The organism is Bacillus sp. OTU2372 (assembly GCF_038440275.1).
GTDB lineage: Bacteria > Bacillota > Bacilli > Bacillales > Cytobacillaceae > Neobacillus > Neobacillus bataviensis_B.
On record NZ_JASATK010000017.1, the window covers coordinates 93121 to 112937 of the forward strand.

The 19817-nt window shown below is 38.6% G+C and carries 15 protein-coding genes; 2 read left to right on the top strand and 13 right to left on the bottom strand.

Features of this window, described 5'->3' with window-relative positions:
* Positions 1-209 precede the first annotated feature (209 nt).
* The 13 genes from AAHB15_RS21725 to AAHB15_RS21785 form a co-directional block, all read right to left on the bottom strand.
* Positions 210-944, bottom strand: coding sequence for a carboxymuconolactone decarboxylase family protein (locus AAHB15_RS21725; protein ID WP_342043320.1), 735 nt, complete (start codon positions 942-944; stop codon positions 210-212).
* 46 nt (positions 945-990) lie between these two features.
* Positions 991-1755 (bottom strand): SDR family NAD(P)-dependent oxidoreductase, encoded by a 765-nt coding sequence (locus tag AAHB15_RS21730; RefSeq protein WP_342043321.1) that lies wholly within the window; start codon positions 1753-1755, stop codon positions 991-993.
* Positions 1756-1769: 14 nt separating this feature from the next.
* On the bottom strand, positions 1770-2564 hold the full coding sequence (locus tag AAHB15_RS21735) for an enoyl-CoA hydratase-related protein (RefSeq protein WP_342043322.1): 795 nt from the start codon (positions 2562-2564) through the stop codon (positions 1770-1772).
* Positions 2565-2597: 33 nt separating this feature from the next.
* Positions 2598-3833, bottom strand: a complete 1236-nt coding sequence (locus AAHB15_RS21740; RefSeq protein ID WP_342043323.1) for an acyl-CoA dehydrogenase family protein — start codon at positions 3831-3833, stop codon at positions 2598-2600.
* A 220-nt stretch (positions 3834-4053) separates the two neighbouring features.
* The gene (locus tag AAHB15_RS21745) at positions 4054-4827 is read right to left on the bottom strand and encodes an SDR family NAD(P)-dependent oxidoreductase (RefSeq protein WP_144568478.1); all 774 of its coding nucleotides are present in this window, start codon (positions 4825-4827) and stop codon (positions 4054-4056) included.
* A 14-nt stretch (positions 4828-4841) separates the two neighbouring features.
* Positions 4842-6974, bottom strand: a complete 2133-nt coding sequence (locus AAHB15_RS21750) for an acetate--CoA ligase family protein (RefSeq protein ID WP_342043324.1) — start codon at positions 6972-6974, stop codon at positions 4842-4844.
* Positions 6975-7283: 309 nt separating this feature from the next.
* Positions 7284-8060, bottom strand: coding sequence for an enoyl-CoA hydratase/isomerase family protein (locus AAHB15_RS21755; protein ID WP_342043325.1), 777 nt, complete (start codon positions 8058-8060; stop codon positions 7284-7286).
* Positions 8061-8113: 53 nt separating this feature from the next.
* Positions 8114-10186: a (Fe-S)-binding protein gene (locus AAHB15_RS21760; RefSeq protein WP_342043326.1), complete on the bottom strand. Its 2073-nt coding sequence runs from the start codon at positions 10184-10186 to the stop codon at positions 8114-8116.
* A 165-nt stretch (positions 10187-10351) separates the two neighbouring features.
* Complete coding sequence (locus AAHB15_RS21765; RefSeq protein WP_342043327.1) at positions 10352-11323, bottom strand: electron transfer flavoprotein subunit alpha/FixB family protein; 972 nt, start codon at positions 11321-11323, stop codon at positions 10352-10354.
* A 26-nt stretch (positions 11324-11349) separates the two neighbouring features.
* Positions 11350-12114: an electron transfer flavoprotein subunit beta/FixA family protein gene (locus tag AAHB15_RS21770; RefSeq protein WP_342043328.1), complete on the bottom strand. Its 765-nt coding sequence runs from the start codon at positions 12112-12114 to the stop codon at positions 11350-11352.
* A gap of 40 nt (positions 12115-12154) precedes the next feature.
* A complete protein-coding gene (locus tag AAHB15_RS21775) occupies positions 12155-13303 on the bottom strand; it encodes an acyl-CoA dehydrogenase family protein (RefSeq protein WP_342043329.1) in 1149 nt (382 codons plus the stop codon).
* 17 nt (positions 13304-13320) lie between these two features.
* Complete coding sequence (locus tag AAHB15_RS21780) at positions 13321-14172, bottom strand: 3-hydroxyacyl-CoA dehydrogenase (RefSeq protein WP_342043343.1); 852 nt, start codon at positions 14170-14172, stop codon at positions 13321-13323.
* Between the two features lie 23 nt (positions 14173-14195).
* On the bottom strand, positions 14196-15386 hold the full coding sequence (locus tag AAHB15_RS21785; protein WP_342043330.1) for a thiolase family protein: 1191 nt from the start codon (positions 15384-15386) through the stop codon (positions 14196-14198).
* A gap of 627 nt (positions 15387-16013) precedes the next feature.
* On the opposite strand from AAHB15_RS21785, the gene AAHB15_RS21790 reads away from it, so the two are divergent.
* Both AAHB15_RS21790 and AAHB15_RS21795 read left to right on the top strand, forming a co-directional pair.
* Positions 16014-17456 (top strand): MFS transporter, encoded by a 1443-nt coding sequence (locus AAHB15_RS21790; protein WP_342043331.1) that lies wholly within the window; start codon positions 16014-16016, stop codon positions 17454-17456.
* Positions 17457-18317: 861 nt separating this feature from the next.
* Positions 18318-19397 (top strand): hypothetical protein, encoded by a 1080-nt coding sequence (locus AAHB15_RS21795; protein ID WP_342043332.1) that lies wholly within the window; start codon positions 18318-18320, stop codon positions 19395-19397.
* The last annotated feature ends 420 nt before the right edge of the window (positions 19398-19817 follow it).

Genomic DNA, 19817 nt, shown 5'->3' on the forward strand with positions numbered 1-19817 from the left:
GAAATTTAATTTTACTAAGTATACATGCAATAATTGTTCCAATTTAGAAATAAATCAAAAATTTTGTCGTTGAACCCCATATAAATATACAAATATTTCTACTATTCTCACTTATTTTATACTATTTACCTGCGTTTTCTCAAAATAAATGTCGCATTTTTGAAACATCTATGTTTCAATATTGGCTCAAAGCTAGGTTTTTAAAGACTTCATTCATCCTTCTCAGAAAAAATATCTTTTAAGATTGGAAGACTCACATAAAAAGTATTTATACCTTGCGCACTAGTTAATTTGAAAACTTCCATGATCTCTTCAAATGTTGCTCCGTACTTGAAGGCATTACGAATATGAACTCTTGTCCCTGCATCAAATAAATGAGTGGTCGAACTATCAATGGCTATATAGATAAACTCTTTTAATTTTGGACTTAATATATTGCTTTCCCATGGATTCGTTAGATAATCCGAATAACTCTCAAAAAAATTCTCATCATTATCTAAAAGAATATCGCGAAATGAATTCCAATAACCCATCTTGTCTATAAAATGTTCTTTTAACTTCATCTGTTTGTTATTCAGGTTAGGCTCGATTGACTGATTACTATATTTTTCATATTCGTCAACTAAACTAGGGACGCTAACCGCACAAGTATGCACTCCTAAAACACTTACTAATTTTAAGACCTCTAAAATTTCCTTTTCAGTGGCTCCTTGAGAAATTGCATTTTTCATATGAATCTCTAATGTTACTTTACAAAGACTAGTGGGTGATGAGCTTAAAGCCACAAGGATTAATTCTCTGGATTTCGCGTCAATTACATTATTTTTATAAGGAGTGGAAACGAACCTTTTGTATATTTCAAAAAACTCAGGATCCTTCTCGAACAAATAATTTAAAGTCGAATTCCAATAGCCCAGCTCTTCTCTTTGAGTATCTACCGACATTTTTACACACCTCTACTATATTGAATTAGGCGGCACTGAAAAGCCTTTACAATCCGGGTGATCCCGAAACATAAATGATCTGACCTGTTACATAGGCCGACTTATCTGAGGCTAAAAATTCAATTACATTCGCAACATCTTCTGGTTGGCCAAATCGTTGAATAGGGTTTTTAGCTATATACGCTTTCTTGAATGAATCAAAGTCAGCAATTCCCCTTTTACTTGCAAATGCTTCTGATACCCTGTTCATGTCGGTCTCTATGTACCCTGGAGCTACCGCATTAACGAATATGCCAGAATGTCCCAGCTCCAAGGCTAGTGCTCTGGTCATTCCTTGAATTCCAGCTTTTGAAGCAGCATAGTTTACTCTTGCAGTTGCACCTAAGGCGGCAAGGGAAGAAACATTGACAATTTTTCCATATTTTTGTCTTTTCATATAAGGAGTTACAGCTTTACAACAATTAAAACTACCTTTGAGATTGATATCTATCACTTGATCCCATTCTTCTTCTGTCATTTCCTCAATAAAATTATCTTGTAAGATCCCTGCATTATTAACTAAAACATCAATTCGATGATAGGTTTCTCCCACTAATCGGACGGCTTTTTCTACATCGCTAAGATTACTAACATCTACGGTAATCTCTAGAATACGTTCCTCATGGTCTTTAAACTTCTTTTTAGCACCTTCTGCCAACCTGTCAAAAATAGCTACTTTCGCTCCTTGCATAAGCAGCTGCCTTACTGTCACTTCGCCAACCCCTCGTGCTCCACCAGTAACAATGGCAATTTTCCCATCAAATAATCCCATGGTAGGACCTCCAATTACACATCTTGTTCATTGAACCACTGAATGGCGGCTTTCAAACCTAATTCATCAATCTTATCTCTCATTAATTTGATTCCTTCTGTCGTATGAATAATGGCATCCTGTTCAGGTCCAAATAATACGCCAGTCCTAAATCCTTGTAAATCCATCATTCGATTATGGGCTTGCTTCTTTAATTTCAAAATATCCAGAGGAGTTTTAGCGATTCCGCGTGCGATCTCTAACGTTTTTTCCTCAAGTTCATTTTCTTTAAAGCAACGAGCTGCAAATCCATATTCCGTAGCTTCTTTCCCGCTAATTTTGCTTCCTGCAGTTAAATCTAATAATTTTGCTCTTTGAAATCCTACATGCCATCCCCAGTATATACCGACAAAGCCGCCGCCAAGAGGTAATGAAGGGAAACCAAATTGCGCATCTTCTGAGGTAATAACGATGTCACAAGACGCCAGCAACTGAGTACCTCCAGCTAAAGCATATCCATGGACCTGTGCAATGATTGGCTTTGGATATTCCCACACTCTTAACCATCTTCGAGTAAATTCTTCTAATCGATCCCTATCTTCTGTAACTGTAGGGTGCGTATATTTGCCAATATCATATCCTACACTAAAAGCACGTCCATTTCCTTTTAAAATGACAACACTAACATCGTCATCTTTTTCGATATCTGCTAATGCCCCATCAAGCTCCGTAAGCAGCTGATTGTTCAACGCATTTAATTTATTTGGACGGTTCAAGATGACATAGGCAATACGACCTTTTTTTTCAACCAATATACATTGTTCTTCCATTTTTACATCCTCCTTCTCCTAATAAAGAGCTAGTTAGTTAAAATTCAAATCCCCTTTTAATAGACTCTTAGCAATGGTACGTCGATGAATTTCAGAAGTTCCGTCTGGTATACGAAGTATTCTTGAATGGCGATAGCCTGCTTCTAATTTAAGTTCATTTGAAAGACCGATTCCCCCATGAATCTGCATCGCTCTATCATACACACGTCCTACCATTTCGGTACAGAAGGCTTTAACCATCGATATCTCTTTAGTAGGCTGTGTCTTCGTATTTTCACATTTCCAGGCACAGTGGAGAGCCATATTTCGAGCAGCATAAATATCCATTGCGCATTCTGCCAACATATTTTGAACCATTTGGTGTTCACCAATTTTCTTTCCGAAAGTCTGGCGAATATTTGCATAATCAACTGCTTGCTTGAGAGCCCATTGTGCAGATCCAATACATTTACCACTCATCCCAAGTCGTCCATTATTAATCCCATTCATCGCCCTTGAAAAGCCATTGTCTAATTCCCCAATGATATTCTCTTCCGGCACTCGTAAATTTTCTAAACTAATAATTCCGGCATCACCGCCAAGCTCTCCCATAACCGGAATAACCGAGTCTACATTAAATCCTTCGCTTTTCGTTTCAACAAAGAAACAAGTGATTCCGCCTCTCCGTTTTGCTTGCAGCTCAGGATTTGTTACAGCAAATAACATACAATAATCTGCATACGGAGCATTTGTAATCCATTGTTTCGTGCCATTGATAACCCATTCGTTTCCTTCTTTAACGGCTTTCGTTTTAATTCCCCATACATCTGATCCTGCATCAGGCTCCGTCAAGCCAAAACAAAGTGTTTTCTCTCCTGTTCGAATTCCTTCCAAATACCTGTCTTTAAGCTCTTGTTTCAACCCTTTTAATACTGGGGTTAATCCATTTGTAAATGGGGAAGGGATGACGACTGCATCGATCAATTTTCGATTGGCATAGTACTTACCAATGGCTTCTTGAACTAACATGGATGTAATAGGGCCAAGTTCCTCTCCCCCAAGTTCCTGAGCTCCAAACATTGTGTAAAATCCAGCTTTTGCTGATTCCATTCTTACTATTTTTCTTAATTCTTCTACTTTTGGATGACGTTTTCCATTCTCTAAATAATATTTTCTCTCATTATAAAGTAACTGAGAGTTTTCCTCTTCCAAAGGAATGACAACTTTATCAATAAATTGTCTAAGACCATTAATAATATCAATCGTATCTTCTGGTGGGTTAAAATTCATGATTGTTCCTCCTCAGGGATTGTTTTTTATTCTTTATACTTAATCTTGATGCAAAAAACGTGCCAAAATAGTTAAAAGATCATATTTTTTTCAGGATTATGGAGTTTTCCCTTTATAATAAGGAAAATTTATAAGACTATTTTCTGAAAATTCCTGCAAACTAGAGTTGAATTCAACACGATCTGTTTCAATCTCAAAACTTTTGGGTTTCAAATTTGAATTACCCCATATAGACCCCGCCGTTAATTTCCATCACTTCGCCCGTGATATACCGGGACTCATTCGAAGCCAAAAACACTGCCGCGTTTGCAACGTCAATTGGCTCCCCTACGAAATTAACCAGCAGTTCATCACGGAATCGTTTAACCGCTTCCGCATTATCGCTATGAAGCTTCTTAATTTTTTCACCGCTGATGATGCTTCCAGGCGCGACCGCATTCACACGGATGCCATATTGTCCCACATCGTAGGCAAGCTTTCTAGTGAAGGAAGCAATCCCACCTTTTGCGGCCGCATAGGCGACATTGACGGTCTTCATACCTTTTTTTGCGGTCACGGACGACATGTTGATAATACTTCCACGCTTGTTGCCTTTCATGACATTGACAGCCGCTTGTGATACAAGGAATGTTCCTTTCAAGTTGACACCCAATACACGGTCCCAATCTTCCTCCGTCAATTGTTCAAACTGCAGCGGAGTTCCAAATGCTCCGCCTGCATTATTTACGGCTACTGTAAGCCCACCGAACGTTTTTACTGTATGTTCTACTAAACTGCAGGCATCTCCTGTACTGCTTACGCTCCCTTTGTAATACGTGACATTTTCATAACCGAATTCATTGGCAAGCGTTTCAGCAGATTGTATGAGCAACGTTTCATTAACGTCGTTCAAACAAACTTTCGCACCCTCTTGCAAAAAAGCATGTGCGATCCCATAACCGATTCCTCCAGCAGATCCCGTTACAACTGCAATTTCCCCAGCTAGCCTTCCCATTCCATTACCTCCGTTCACATTAAAATGACTTCTGATTTTTTATCTAGCTTCATCAATGCATCTGCTACCTTCACACCAAGGCCATTCCGAAATACCATCGTAGGATTGAGATCAGCCTCTTCAATCTCTTCCTCCCAAGTATCAATCATGTAACTAAATTTCGAGACTAACTCACATAATACATTGACATCGTACGCTGCATTTCCTCTGAACTCTTTGAGCAGCTTGCTCGATTTTAGTTCTTCAATCATTTCTTTGGCCATTTCCGTGGTAACCGGTGCTTTTCTCATAGCCACATCTTTGAATGCTTCAATATAAATGCCGCCTAATCCCACAAGGATCATTTGTCCAAAAATGGGATCCTTTTTTGAACCAACAAACATCTCCATCGATTTTTCGGTAAGCATTTCTTGAACCAATACCCCTTCGAAGTCTGCCTGCTCCGTTTCATCAATAATTTTTTTCAAATGATTGAAGCCTTCCTTTACCCCTTGAGGATCCTTTACATTTAAAAGGACAAGCCCCTTTTCTGTTTTGTGTAAAATCTGAGGTGACATCCCTTTTAAAGCAACCGGATAACCGATCTCTTCTGCAAATTCGACTGCTTCTTTTTCACTTTTGGCCAATATTTCTTTTGTAACAGGAATATCGTATTGAGCAACAATTTGCTTGCTTGCATATTCAGTCAATTCCGCTGAACTAGATGAAATGATGTCGTATAGGTTAACATCCTTGTTTTCTCTTTGAATCTCCGGTTGAACCGGTTCCATGTTTTTTCCCAGCTTATATAATGCTGATATCATTTTCACAGCCCTCGTTGGATCTTCGTTAACAACTATTCCTTTTTCATAAAATAATTTCTTCGAAGCTGGATTATTTAACGTCACAGTAACAAGAGGAATCTGTGGGAACTTCGCTTTTATTTTGAGAAGTGACTTAATTCTGGTGTTTAATGAATCCGTTTTCAAACCAGCGAAACCTAAAAACGCTATCGCTGAATCAAATTGTCCACTTTCTAAGACTTCCTCCATAAAGTCTTCTAACAGAGTAGGCATAAAGTTGATTTGTGCAGTCGTATCCAGCGGATTTTTAACACTTGCAATAGGAAGCATTTCTTTCAATCTTTTTTGGACATCTTCCGGTGTTTCTGGTAAGGCCAAGCCATTTTCCATTACTTGATCCGCCAGCATGATTCCTACTCCGCCTGAAACCGTGAATATAGCGACCCGATTTCCATTGACAGCCGGTAATTCGGAAAAGGCCTGGGCGACATCAATAAACTCTTCAATCGTATGGGCTCGATAAACCCCATATTGACGAAAAATCGTATCATATACTTCGTCAGAACCAACCATGGAACCAGTGTGGGACATGGCTGCCTTCATACCAACATCGGTTTTCCCAACTTTTAGAATCACAATTGGCTTTTTCTTTTGCTTTGCAAGTTGAAAGGCTTCGATCAATTTCTTCCCGTCTTTTGCCCCTTCAATATAGCAAGCAATGACATCTGTTTCTTCGTCTTCAGCCAAATATTGAATACAGTCTGCAACATCAATATCACTTTCATTTCCAGTAGCGACAAAATGACTGAAACCAATATGATGCTGTCTAGCCAATGTAAAAACGTGAGAACCAAACGCTCCACTTTGACTGACAAAACCAATCTTCCCGCCCTGTATAGGTGCTTCTTCCTCCAAGATGGTGGAGAATGTAGCATACATTCCTTTTCTTACATTAAATAAACCCAAACAGTTTGGACCTAAAATACGAATATTGTTTTCCTTTGCTAATTTAGTAAGTTGATCTTGTTCTTGTTTCCCTAAGTCACCTACTTCAGAGAACCCTGAGCTAAAAATAACCACTGACTTTACCTTTTTTTCGATGCAGGTTTGAAAGGTACTCAGCACTAATTTTTGGGGTAAGGCGATAATAGCCAGGTCAACTTCCCCTGGGACATTTTTAATAGTTTCATAGCATGTTAAATCTCGGATTTCTTGATAGTTTGGATTGATTGGATAGATCCTTCCTTTATAACCATATTTGATAAGGTAATCTAACGGTCTACCACCAATCTTTTTGGCATTCGGTGAACACCCGATGATGGCTATACTGTCAGGATTGAACAAATATCTCAAGTTGTTATTCATATATATCTCCTTTCTAATCTATTTACTTATTTAGATGCAATTAACATGCCAAAATTTTAAAAACAATCGATTTAAATCGTAAATTGTTTATAAAATCGCTTAAATAAGGTAGAATCTATCCATTTTTTTATTCATTAAATGGATTTTTAGATAGGTTCTGTTTTTACGTAACCACATGGTTGTTTAAAAATTAAAACCATTTATTGCATGAATGAAACATACTGAGTTGAAATTTAGAAATTAAAAATCCCCATAATCACAAGAATTGATTATGAGGATAGAAGAGTTTTCTCCTACTAGGTCATACAGCTATTTACCAATAAAAGATGCTTGCCTTTTCTCGAGAAAGGCCTGGGTCCCTTCATACTTATCTTGAGATCCAAACAAAACGGCCTGCGCCATTTTTTCAATTAGTAATGCGGTATCCATATCGGTATCAAATCCACGGTTGAACACAAGTTTGGCCATTCTTACAGCCAGAGGACCCTTTGCTAAAATCTTTTCAGCCTTATTTTTTACGGAATGCCATAACTCTTCCATCGGTACAACCTTAGAGACTAACCCAATTTCTTCCGCCTGCTTTGCTGTTAGCATTTCTCCGGTTAGAATCAGATCCAGCGCTCTCCCCTTACCAATGATTCGGGATAAACGCTGAGTTCCCCCTGCACCCGGAATAATCGATAAATTGAGTTCCGGGAGCCCGAATTTCGCATGATCAGCAGCAACTCGAATATCACAGGCCATTGCCAATTCACACCCTCCGCCCAATGCATATCCATTTACAGCTGCAATTGTTGCTTTATTGCAATTTTCAATCCTGCGATAGACACCGGACATCCCCGGCATGAGCGCATCAAGGGGCTGCTTTTCTCTTAATAGCCGAATATCTGCTCCGGCTGCAAATGATTTTTCCCCAGAACCTGTAAAGACAATTACCCCAACACTTCCACCATTTTCCAGGGTATCAAAAGCATCGCTTATTTCCGTCAAGGTTTGGGCATCGAGCGCATTTCTAACATCCGGCCGATTCAATTTAATGACCCCAATTTGTTCTGTTTGTTCTACTAAAATATTTTCATAGTGCATGGTTCCATCACTCCTTATTTATACTTTGCTAGATCAACAGGGCTAGGAAACGATTATCCCGCCAATGAACGCTCAACGATCTCCGCTATATCCATTGTTTTAACTAGTTCTTCCGCTTCCTTTGCTTTTGTCCCATCGGTTAACATCGTTAAACAATACGGACAATTACTTCCGATTAATGTTGGACTAAGCTGAAGCGCTTGTTCGACGCGTTCAACATTGATTCGTTTCCCCTGGGTTTCCTCAATCCACATCCTGCCTCCGCCGGCCCCACAGCACATGGCATTTTCTTTATTCCGTTCCATCTCAAGAATCTTGACACCTGGAATAGATGTAAGAATTTGCCTTGGGATGTCATAGATGTTGTTATAACGACCAAGATAACAGGAATCATGATACGCAATCGCTTCCTTGACTTCTTTTACCGGCTTAATCCGACCTTCTTGGATCCACTTCCAAATCAGCTCCGTATGATGATAAACCTCCGCTTCCAATCCAAACTCAGGATATTCATTTTTAAAAGTATTGTAAGCGTGAGGATCGATGGTTACAATTTTCTTCACACCATAAGCCTGAAAGTTCGAAATATTTTCCTCACATAATTGTTGAAATAAGAATTCATTCCCCATTCTGCGTGCGGTATCTCCGGAATTGCGCTCTTCGTTACCAAGAATGGCAAAGCTGATCCCAGCCTTGTTCATAATTTTGGCAAATGACTGCACAATCTTTTGACTTCTTTTATCAAAGGACCCCATCGAACCTACCCAAAAAAGATATTCAAATTCTTCTACCTCATTTACCGTTGGAACATGAATATCATCACGTTCTTCACGCCACTTGCTACGCTCCTTCCGGTTAATCCCCCATGGATTACTTTGCCGCTCAATATTTTGAAAATAACGTGTAGCCTCGTGAGGCATATTGCCTTCGGTCATCACTAAATAACGTCGTAAATCTATGATCTTGTCTACATGCTCATTCGCCACTGGACATTGGTCTTCACAATTCCTGCATGTCGTACAAGCCCATAGTTCTTCCTCGGTAATGACATCGCCAATCAAATTAGGCATTTCAACGGTTGCCGAAATTTCCTCAGCAGCCAAACCAGACCTCGATGAAAAAGATAATGCCGAAGAGCCAAAAACATAACTGGGCATCCATGGACTGCGGGAGGTAACAACTGCTCCTTTTTCTGTCAAATGATCCCTCAACTTAACGATTAAGCTCATAGGAGATAACGTCTTTCCGGTTACGGATGCTGGACACATATTTGTGCATCGTCCGCATTCCGCACATGCATACAGATCAATCAACTGCTGCCTTGTAAAATCCTCGATTTTTCCAACCCCGTATTCCTCAACTTCTTCATCATCAAAATCAATCTTTTTCAATCTTCCAACTGGCCCAACCTTCTTGAAAAACAGGTTGAACAGCGCAAACACTTCATGCGCTTGCTTTGACTGCGGTACGAACACCATAAAGGAAAATACGGTTATCATATGTAACCACCAAAATACGTAAAACAATACTGTACCTGCGGTCTTACCTATACCGGAGAATGCTGCTGTAATTACACCAGAGAATGGAGAATAGAAGAAATCAGGGCTGTCCCCCAGCATAATCTTTTCAAATCCCAGCGTAAGCAGGATGGATAGAGTCAGTGTGATAAGAGCAATAATTACAAACGCAGCTTTAGCATCCCGCTTTAATTGCAAACGCCTTAACTTTTCAATATATCGACGATAAAAGGCATATACCATCGCACACAACATGAGGAAGACAGTCCACTCCTCAAACAAGCTAAAGTATTTGTGACTGCTGCCGAAAGGAAATTCATAACCTCTAATAAATCCTTTTATGATAATTTCAATGAGTCCAACCTGGATAATAAAAAAGCCATAAAACAATACTAAATGCATGAGACCACTTTTTTTGTCCTTAAACAATTTCCGCTGACCAAACCCATTCACTAACACAGCATTGATTCGTTCTTTGAGGTTGCGCTCAAAATCAGCTTTTTTACCAAGCTTCACAAACAAATATCGGCTGTAAACGAGTTGAGCAAACAAATAAGTGGCATATCCTGCCAAAGCCATGAATGCCAGTAGATTCAGTAGTGATAGCATTTGTCCTCCCCAATTGTCTGTTTTTGTTAGTTCCCTTACTGACCCGAATGTAACAAAGCTACTGATGAATTTTTCTAATGTAAAAATAGTCCCCCTTTTTTTTCAAAAGGGAGGACTCAAACGTACGTCACTTTGCAACGAATGAATAAACATGTAACTAAGACTTTAAACAGTGACCAATACTTTTTTAAATTCTTCCGTTATAAGAGGGACAACTTCAAATAAATCCCCAACAATTCCGTAGTCGGCAATCTGAAAGATCGGCGCTTCCGGATCCTTGTTGATGGCCACGATCACTTTAGAATTAGACATACCGGCCAAATGCTGAATGGCACCGGAAATCCCACAGGCGATATATAAATCAGGGGTTACGACCTTTCCTGTTTGACCAATTTGCAGTGCATAGTCACAAAACTCCGCATCACAAGCCCCGCGTGATGCTCCAACTGCGCCTCCTAATACTTCAGATAATTCCTGAAGAGGCTTAAATCCATCTTTGCTTTTCACTCCTCGTCCACCGGAAACGATGATTTTTGCCTCACTTAGGTCTACCCCACTTGCTGTTTTTCGAACGATTTCTTTTACAATTGTTCTTAAATCCTTTATTACCGGCTGGAAAGGAATAACCTCAGCTTGCACTGGATTTTCTTTTAGCTCAAAATTGTTTGGCCTTAGAGTTGCAAACACTTTCCCTTGGGAAAATACCTTCTTTTGGAATGCTTTACCTGCATAAATCGGCCGGGTGAAGACAATCTCGCCATCCTCTGGCTCCACCCCTGTGCAATCCGACACCAGGCCGGAACCTAATCTTGCAGTTACCCTTGGGGCCAGGTCTTTGCCAATGGCAGTATGTCCCAGGAGGATCACTTCAGCCTGAACTTCCTCAATAAGCTGACATAGTGCCTGTGTGTAAGCATCAGTTGTATAGGTTGTCAGACTTTCGTGTTCCAAAACATATACTTTATTGGATCCATATTGGCTAACTTCCTGTACAAATTCAGTTGCTCCGGGGCCAAAAATAACTGCATTGACTTCTCCCCCATCTGCCACCTTATTTGCTACTGTCAAGGCTTCAAAAGAGACATTTCGCAGCTTTCCACCTTTGCTTTCTATAAAAACAAGTACTTTTTTACTCATGTGATTTTTCCCCCTTCATTGAATAATCAAACTACTTTTACTTCGTTGCGTAACAAATTAACAAGGTCGCGAACCTGTTGGCCCATTTCACCTTCTAAAACTTTTCCTGCCTGTTTCTTTGATGGTAAAAATTGATCTTGAATAGAGGTTCGATTAGCTAAGTCATCTTCAGATAATTCCAGATCCTCTAACGTGTAACGCTCAATTGGCTTTTTCTTCGCTCTCATAATTCCAGGAAGAGAAGGATAACGCGGTTCGTTTAATCCTTGTTGAGTGGTTGCCAAGAATGGGAGATTCACTTCAATGACTTCCACGTCGCCTTCAACATCGCGTTCGACGATTGCCTTACTACCTTCAAGAGAGAGTTTGGTAATCGTTGAGACTTGAGGAATCCCTAATTCTTCGGCAACCCGAATGGCAACTTGGCCTGCTCCGGAATCTACCGCCATATTTCCACCGAGAACTAAATCGAACTCCTGTCCTTTAATGGCCGCTTTTATAATTTTGGCGATGGAATACTCATCCGCCACATCCTCTAAATCAACAATAATCGCTTTATCTGCCCCCATTGCAAGTGCTGTTCGCAAAACACTCTCTGACCGGGCAGCCCCTATCGTTAATACCGTTACTTCTGCACCAGTATCTTGCTTAATTTTCATGGCTTCTTCCACTGCGTACTCATCATACGGATTAAGGATAAACTCGACTCCATCCTCACTTATCTGGCCATTTTTAATCGCAATCTTTTCCTCTGTATCAAAGGTTTGTTTCACCAAAACTAAAATATTCATTTTCTGACATCCTCCTATTCTTGAACTCTTATAGTGCAAATTAGAAATATTGCTGCTTCAACTGTGCCGCAATAATATTTTTCTGGATTTCAGATGTACCCTCATAAATCTTGGTTATTCTTGCATCCCGGTAAAAACGTTCGACAGGGAATTCTGCAATAAAGCCAATTCCGCCGTGTATCTGTACAGCCTTATCTGCGACGCGATTATAAACCTCGGAACCGAGCAGTTTTACCATGGACGCTTCCTTTATGACCTTCATACGTTGTTCGACCATCCATGCCACACGGTACGTCATGCTCCGTAATGTTTCGATATCAAGAGCCATTTCTGCCAAGTAGTGCTGGATAATTTGTTGTTCAAAAATCGGCTTACCAAACTGGATTCTGTTATTTGCATGTTGAAGTGACATCTCTAAAAGCTTATCGCAAGAACCCAGGTTTCTTGCCGCAAGCCCCGCCCGGCCATTTGCAAGAATTTTTAGAGCGTTGACATACCCTTTTCCTTCCTCGCCTAGGACGTTTTCAACAGGAACTTCACAATCATCAAAGAAAATTTCCGCTGATTGGGATCCATGTAAACCCATTTTCTTTTCAATTTTTCCTACTGTAAATCCGGGAAAGTCTTTCTCCACGATAAAGGAGGTAATTCCTTTTGCCCCTTTAGATGGATCTGTCACTGCCATAACCGTAAAAACATCCGCTATAGGCGCATTTGTAATATAATGTTTGCTCCCATTTAAGATAAATTTATCCCCTTTTCTAACCGCGGTTGTTTTCAGATTCGTTGCATGTGAACCGGCACTAGGTTCAGTTAACGCAAAAGCACCGATCATTTCCCCTTTTGCCATTCTTGGCAAATATTTTCGCTTTTGCTCTTCATTCCCCATCTCTACAATCCCAACTGAACCGATCCCTGTATGGGCACCGATGACGGTTGTATACCCATTATGTGTTCGGCCTAATTCCTCATAAATGGCACACTTGCCAACCATTCCGATTCCCGTCCCGCCGTATTCTTCCGGAATGCTTAGTCCAAACAAGCCCATTTCTTTTGACATCGTCATTATCTTTTCAGGAATTTCATCTTTCTCTTCGATCTCCATTGCAAGCGGATCCACTTCGCTATCAATAAAATCCCGAATGCTCTGTTTTAAAAATTCAATGTCTTCTGATAATTTAAAGTCCATATTCTCTTCTTTCCTTCTCATTTATTGTTGTACTCGTAAAATCCCCGGCCCGACTTTCTTCCTAATCGTCCCGCTTTCACATATTTTACTAGCAAGGGTGATGGACGATACTTTTCTCCTAATTGATGATACAGATATTCCATATTTCGTAAGCGGCTGTCCAAGCCTACAAGATCCGCCAATTCAAGTGGACCCATCGGATGATTTAATCCAAGTTTAAGGGCTTTATCAATGTCTTCCGCTGAGGCCACTCCTTCCATTAGCATGTTCATAGCTTCGTTTCCAATCAGACAATTCATTCGGCTGGTTACAAAACCTGGAAACTCATTGACTTCGACCGTTTCTTTTCCCATTTTTTCGGCAACTTGCCTTACTACCTCTACCGTAGCATCAGATGTATCCAATCCTCGAATAACCTCGATTAATTTCATCCGATGAACGGGATTAAAGAAGTGCATCGCTATACATTGCTCGGGTCTTTTAGTAGATGCAGCAATTTCTGTCGGGCTCATCGTTGAAGTATTCGTTGCCAAGATAGCGTGAGCGGGTGCAAACTCATCTAATTGTTTAAAGATATTGATTTTCAGCTCCATAATTTCCAGGGCTGCTTCTATGACAAAGTCCGTTTTATGTACGGCCTCATGCAGCTGGGTGGTATAAGATAGATTTTTTTTCGCCTCAGTTTCCTGATGAAATTGGATGTATCCTTTTTCCACGTTTTTTTTAAACAGGTTTTCAATATATTCCCTGGCATTTGTGATCGCCTCTTCAGATATATCTTGTAAGGTTACTTCAAATCCAGCTAATGCAGCGGTATAGGCGATTCCTCGTCCCATCGTACCACCGCCAATGACTGCGATATTATTAATCATGTTCCATCATCCCCTTTTCTTTAATTGTACCTTTCCACGATTGTGGTGATTCCTTGCCCCCCGCCAATACAAAGGGTGACTAATCCATACTTTTCTCCTCTTCGTTCCATTTCGTTCAATAATTTTGTCATCAAAATGGCTCCAGTTGCACCAAGAGGATGACCTAAAGCAATAGCCCCACCGTTCACATTAACCCTGCCTAAATCCAGATTTAGTTCTTTGATTACTGCTAAAGCTTGTGCTGCAAAGGCCTCATTTAATTCAATTAAGCCGATATCCCCCAGGGAAAGCCCTGCCATTGTTAATGCCTTCTTTGTAGCCTCAACAGGTCCTATACCCATTATTTCTGGCGAAACTCCTGAGACAGCTTGAGCAATTATTTTTGCTTTTGGTTTAAACCCATGTTTTTGTGCAGCATCCTCAGACATCAATAAAACTGCTGCTCCCCCGTCATTTCTCCCACTGCTGTTTCCAGCAGTGACAGTACCATTTTCTTTAAATACCGGTTTTAAATTTCCCAACTTTTCTAAACTTGTTAATCTTGGATGTTCGTCTATTTCGAATTTCTTCACTTCTTTGCGGTGTTTCACTTCATATGGAACGATTTCTGTACTGAATCGTCCTTCCTGAATCGCATTGTTTGCAAGTACTTGGCTGCGCAGCGCAAATTCATCCTGTTCCTCTCTGGAAATCTTGTATTTCTCAGCTAAGTTTTCAGCTGTGTATCCCATCGTCAGATTCCCATAAATCTCAATCGGTTGTGATCGCGGCTGGCTTTCTGTATTGGGATCCAAAATCAGACCGTTCCCAGCTCCAAACCCATAACGGGCATTTCGAAGATAATAAGGAGCAGTGCTCATAGATTCGGCTCCTCCCGCAATAATGACATCGGCCAAACCGCACATAATCTGTTGAGCGGCATTATTAATGGCCTGTAATCCCGATGCGCACTGTCTATGTACCGTATATCCAGGAATTTCAACAGGCAAACCAGCTCGTAATAATGCTACGCGTGCCAAATTGGGAGCATCCGTGCTCTGTTTGGTTTGTCCCATGATGACCTCATCGATATTCTTTTTTTCTATAGCTGTTCGAGTTACCAACTCCTCTATGACTTTCGCCGCCAGAAAATCCACCGGTTCATCTTTTAAACTCCCTCCAAGTCGCCCCACTGCGGTACGAACGGAGTCTATAATAACAACATTCCTCATCTTATACCCCTCCTCAAATCAATGCTTTCTTTTAAATTCATGTCATGTATATGAGTGACATCATCGAAACTGTGATTTCGTAATTTCAATGTCACGCTCTACTCATGTAAGCTGCAAGATTCATGCCAACTTATAAAACTACTAAAAATGCAAAACTTTCTTTTGAGATTCTCAAATTTGAACCAGTGCTGTTGAAAATTTGAAACACTTTATTGGACAAAATTTATCATTCTTCAATGGACATTCTACTCTTTTGAATCGAAAGTATGTAATCGCCAAACTCCCTCTCAAATTTTGACAATGTTTACATGTTAAGCTGAAAAAATTCAAAAAAAAAAGACTCTCATCATCCTTAGAGCCTTTTTGTAAGATCACTATTTATATGTAAGTTTATTGAAGAACCTCATTTGATTCCTGGTTAACATCAGATTCCATCTATCGGGTAAATAGAGTGTACCATAGAAAAACATTCAAATGATTATAATCCGATAAGATCACTAAAATATAAAGAAGGATTATACTCCCATAAAAAAATTGCAATTTACCCTTTTAGTCTTATCTGATAGTTTAGTAAATAACAAATGCAGCTTGGATAATTATTGAAATATAGATAAGGAGGGGAATTTTTTGGACTATTCATCATCAATCACCAAAGAAAAGCCCAATGATCATTGGTATGTAGTCGCCACCGTTTGTATTGGTGCGTTTGTGGCAGCCCTGGATGCCAGTATTATTAATATTGCACTTCCCAGCTTACAGCAACAATTTCATTCCCAAATGAATGAAATTGAATGGGTAAGCTTGTCTTATTTGTTATCTTTGGCATCGCTTATTTTGATTTTTGGAAGACTTGCCGATATAATTGGGCGGCGCTGGTTATATATTATTGGATTTGGAATATTTTCAATAAGCTCCTTATTATGCGGTTTTGCACCATCACTTTTCATTTTAATAATTTCACGAGTATTCCAAGGAATGGGTGCCGCTTTACTCCAAGCAAACAGTGTATCGATTATAACATTTGCTGCACCAAAAGAAGACTTGGGTAAAGCAATTGGCTTTCAGGCCAGTGCACAAGGTATTGGACTAAGCCTAGGCCCTGTTGTGGGAGGGACTTTGCTCTCCTTTGTAAATTGGAAATGGCTATTTTTTATTAATCTTCCAGTGGGAATTATAGGAATGATATTAGGTGTTTTGTTTTTACCAAAAGATTCTATGAAAATAAATAAAATAAATTTCGATGTTTTAGGTTCCGTTTTTCTCATACCCTCATTAATTACTGTCATTTATATACTTAATATGGGGTTGAAAATGGGATGGGGATCCCCTCTGATCGTTGCATGTTATTTTATTTCCGTCCTTACCTCAATATTATTTTACAGAACTGAGAGGAAAAAATCTCAGCCTTTAGTTGACTTTACTCTTTTTAAACACTCCTATTTTACAATAGGAAATTTAACTAGTATGATGTCGTTTATCATCATGTATGCAGTATTGTTATTAACTCCTTACTATTTGGACCATGTCAAACATCTCCCTGTTTTTCAAGCGAGTTTTTTCATTACGTTTGTTCCAATCGGAATGACCATTTCAACTCCTATATCCGGAATGATGTCTGATCGCCTCGGACCAGGTTTACCGTCTATTTTAGGACTTGCATTTGCTACAATTGGGACGCTCCTATTATCCTTTATCGGTAGTACAGGAACTAACATTTTAATGTGCTTAGGACTCTTTTTGGCAGGAGCGGGTATCGGCATGTTTACGCCGCCAAATAATAGCAATGTAATGGGGAAGGTTCCCAAAAATGCATTAGGTGTTTCCGGAGGAATCCTAAACATGTCACGTACATTGGGAATGGGTCTGGGTGTTACCCTTGGCGGATTAAGTTATCAATTCTTTTTATCAGTATTCGGGCACAACCAGGTTGATTCTATGATTTATGCATTCCGGTCTTCTTATTTCGTTATCGCCATTCTTTCATTTATAACTTTTTTGATTACAGTGAACAATCATAAGAAAGAACAAAAAAAAGCTGGCGGCTACCATTCAAAAGGGATTGAAGCTTAATTTTGCTTAAATATAGAAGGGGACTTATTTATTAATGGATCTTGCTTAAAATTAAGTAATCACGTTACAAAGGGTGGACTTCGATTTACGTACAATACAGCCCTATTTCCCTTAAGTATAATGTTAGATCTTTACCCCTTAAAGACGTTTTTTATAAACACTATCGAAATTCATAGAAAAAGCCCACTTAAATGAATTAAGCAAGCTTTAGTAAACAGTATTAATTGATTTCAATTAGTTTTTCGTTTGATGGTTAATCAAACTTTAGTGGATCGTCACTATGTAATGTAAAAAGCTTATTGGTTATAACTTTTTGGCGGGACTGCCTAGGAATCGAACCCAGCTACGGTGGCACGCACCTCACAAGCAGTTTTGAAGTTTGCTGGCACCTGTTTTTCTAGTACCCTGATGTGTTTAGAAATGCTGTTGTATCAAGCTTTCTTTACTTCTTGCGTTTTCTTGTGATTTGTAATTTTAAAAATTTGGGCACCAAGCTCGGCACCATTTTATTCCACTGTAAAAAGCAAGGTTTTCATTTTATATCGCCTTTTATATTATTAAGCATTACAAATTGGCTTTGCTAGCCACAGCGTAGTTTTTATTTTTTTAATTTATACTTTATTTTGTGAAACAAAAAACAACCTTTTAATTAACGGAAAATTCTTCAACACTACATACACAATAAACTGATCACTCCCTATCAGTTGTACATTGAGCACTTTCCTATACACTGGCTACTAGTCATATCAACTCCAATTAAGAGTTATTATTTTATGCAAATACTTTCTTGGAGAATAATAGGTATTTGTGGTAAATTAATCATTGTTTGGGCATTAATTCTAATTAATGGGGGTTGATTTTATGAGAATGGGTTTACTTGAAAATGGATTGGATTCTATAAGGTTTGGTTTAGATCATTATAGGAATTTTTTAAGTTTAGAAGATAAATATTTTGATAAAAACCCTGGCTATCTAAAAATGGCAGTGATATGCTTCCACCATGCAATTGAGGTTTTTAGTAAGAGACTTCTTAGTCAGGAAAACGAACTTTTAATTTATAGTGACATTAATGAGGATTTAATTAGTGTAATAAAGCACATTAAAGATTCTCGAGAACCTGAAGCTGTTGACCTACCAATAGAGTGGTATGCAATTTCCGATAACCTAAATATCAAAACTATCGATTATAGCGTTTGTATTCAAAGATTAAATAAATTATTTAGTTTAGAAGAAAGTGAATTTAATAATCTGTCAAAATTGGCAAAATACAGGAATTTATTAATCCACATGGGGATTGATAAGACTATTGACGTTCATGAAATATTATTCGTTCTAAATGAGACCTTGAACACAATAATTAATTTTTATAAAAGAGAACTGTTAGCCATAATTAAAAATGATTATTTCAAGTTAGAATTTAATACAGTAATTATGGAATTACAAAATCTATTACAAGATGCCAGGGAAATTGAATGGGAATTATGGGACGTTTTCTTTGGTGGAAACTTTGAAGAAATAAATAACGCTATATCAAACTTATTCGATTCGGAAGATTTCAGAAATGAACTGGCAGTATATAGATACTCAACCAACATAATATATGGGGACTATGCTGAAACAGTGTTCCAAAGTATTCAATTTTTAAAGGATGACGAGGAAGTACTTTCTATAATACCTTATAACTTAAGGAATGTTGAAACTACATTATTTCTCGATATGAAAAAAAATAAAGTTCTTTTTTTAATTGATCATTCTAAATTTCATAATGGAGCTAATAATAAATGTTTATATGTTTGCAAATCACCTAGTGATTTTACAACCGCTTTACAAAGTGGTAAATTTTGGGAATTTGATAAAAGTTATTTCTCTAATGTCTTTAACGATGAAACAATTAAAGTCGCTTTCCGCTTTATATTGGACTATATCAAATCTAATTATTGACAATAAATTAGTTCTATTTGGAATTAATTATTATGATGAGCTTTTACAAGCAATAGGTTGGAGTTAGTAGCAAAAGGTTAAGCCCCTCTATTCACCACATATACGAACTCAACATTTCTGGAGGGCTAAAGCCAATTATAGAGCGCTGATTATTACAGAAGAAATATCAGAAAATTTTATCCAGAATTTCCATTTTGGTCTTGTCGCTAAAATTATTAGAAAACAAGAGTGATGGAAAGAAAAACTTTTATCTTTTATTGTAACTTTTCAGGTCATATATGTCCTGCATGACCTGAAATAAAAAGAAAAGATAACATAATGTCTGGACTTGGCGTACTGAAATTTTTTAAGAATCATAAAGTATTACTCTCGTTAATTAATACGAGTTGTAAACTGTACGAATAAAAACCCTAGAAACGT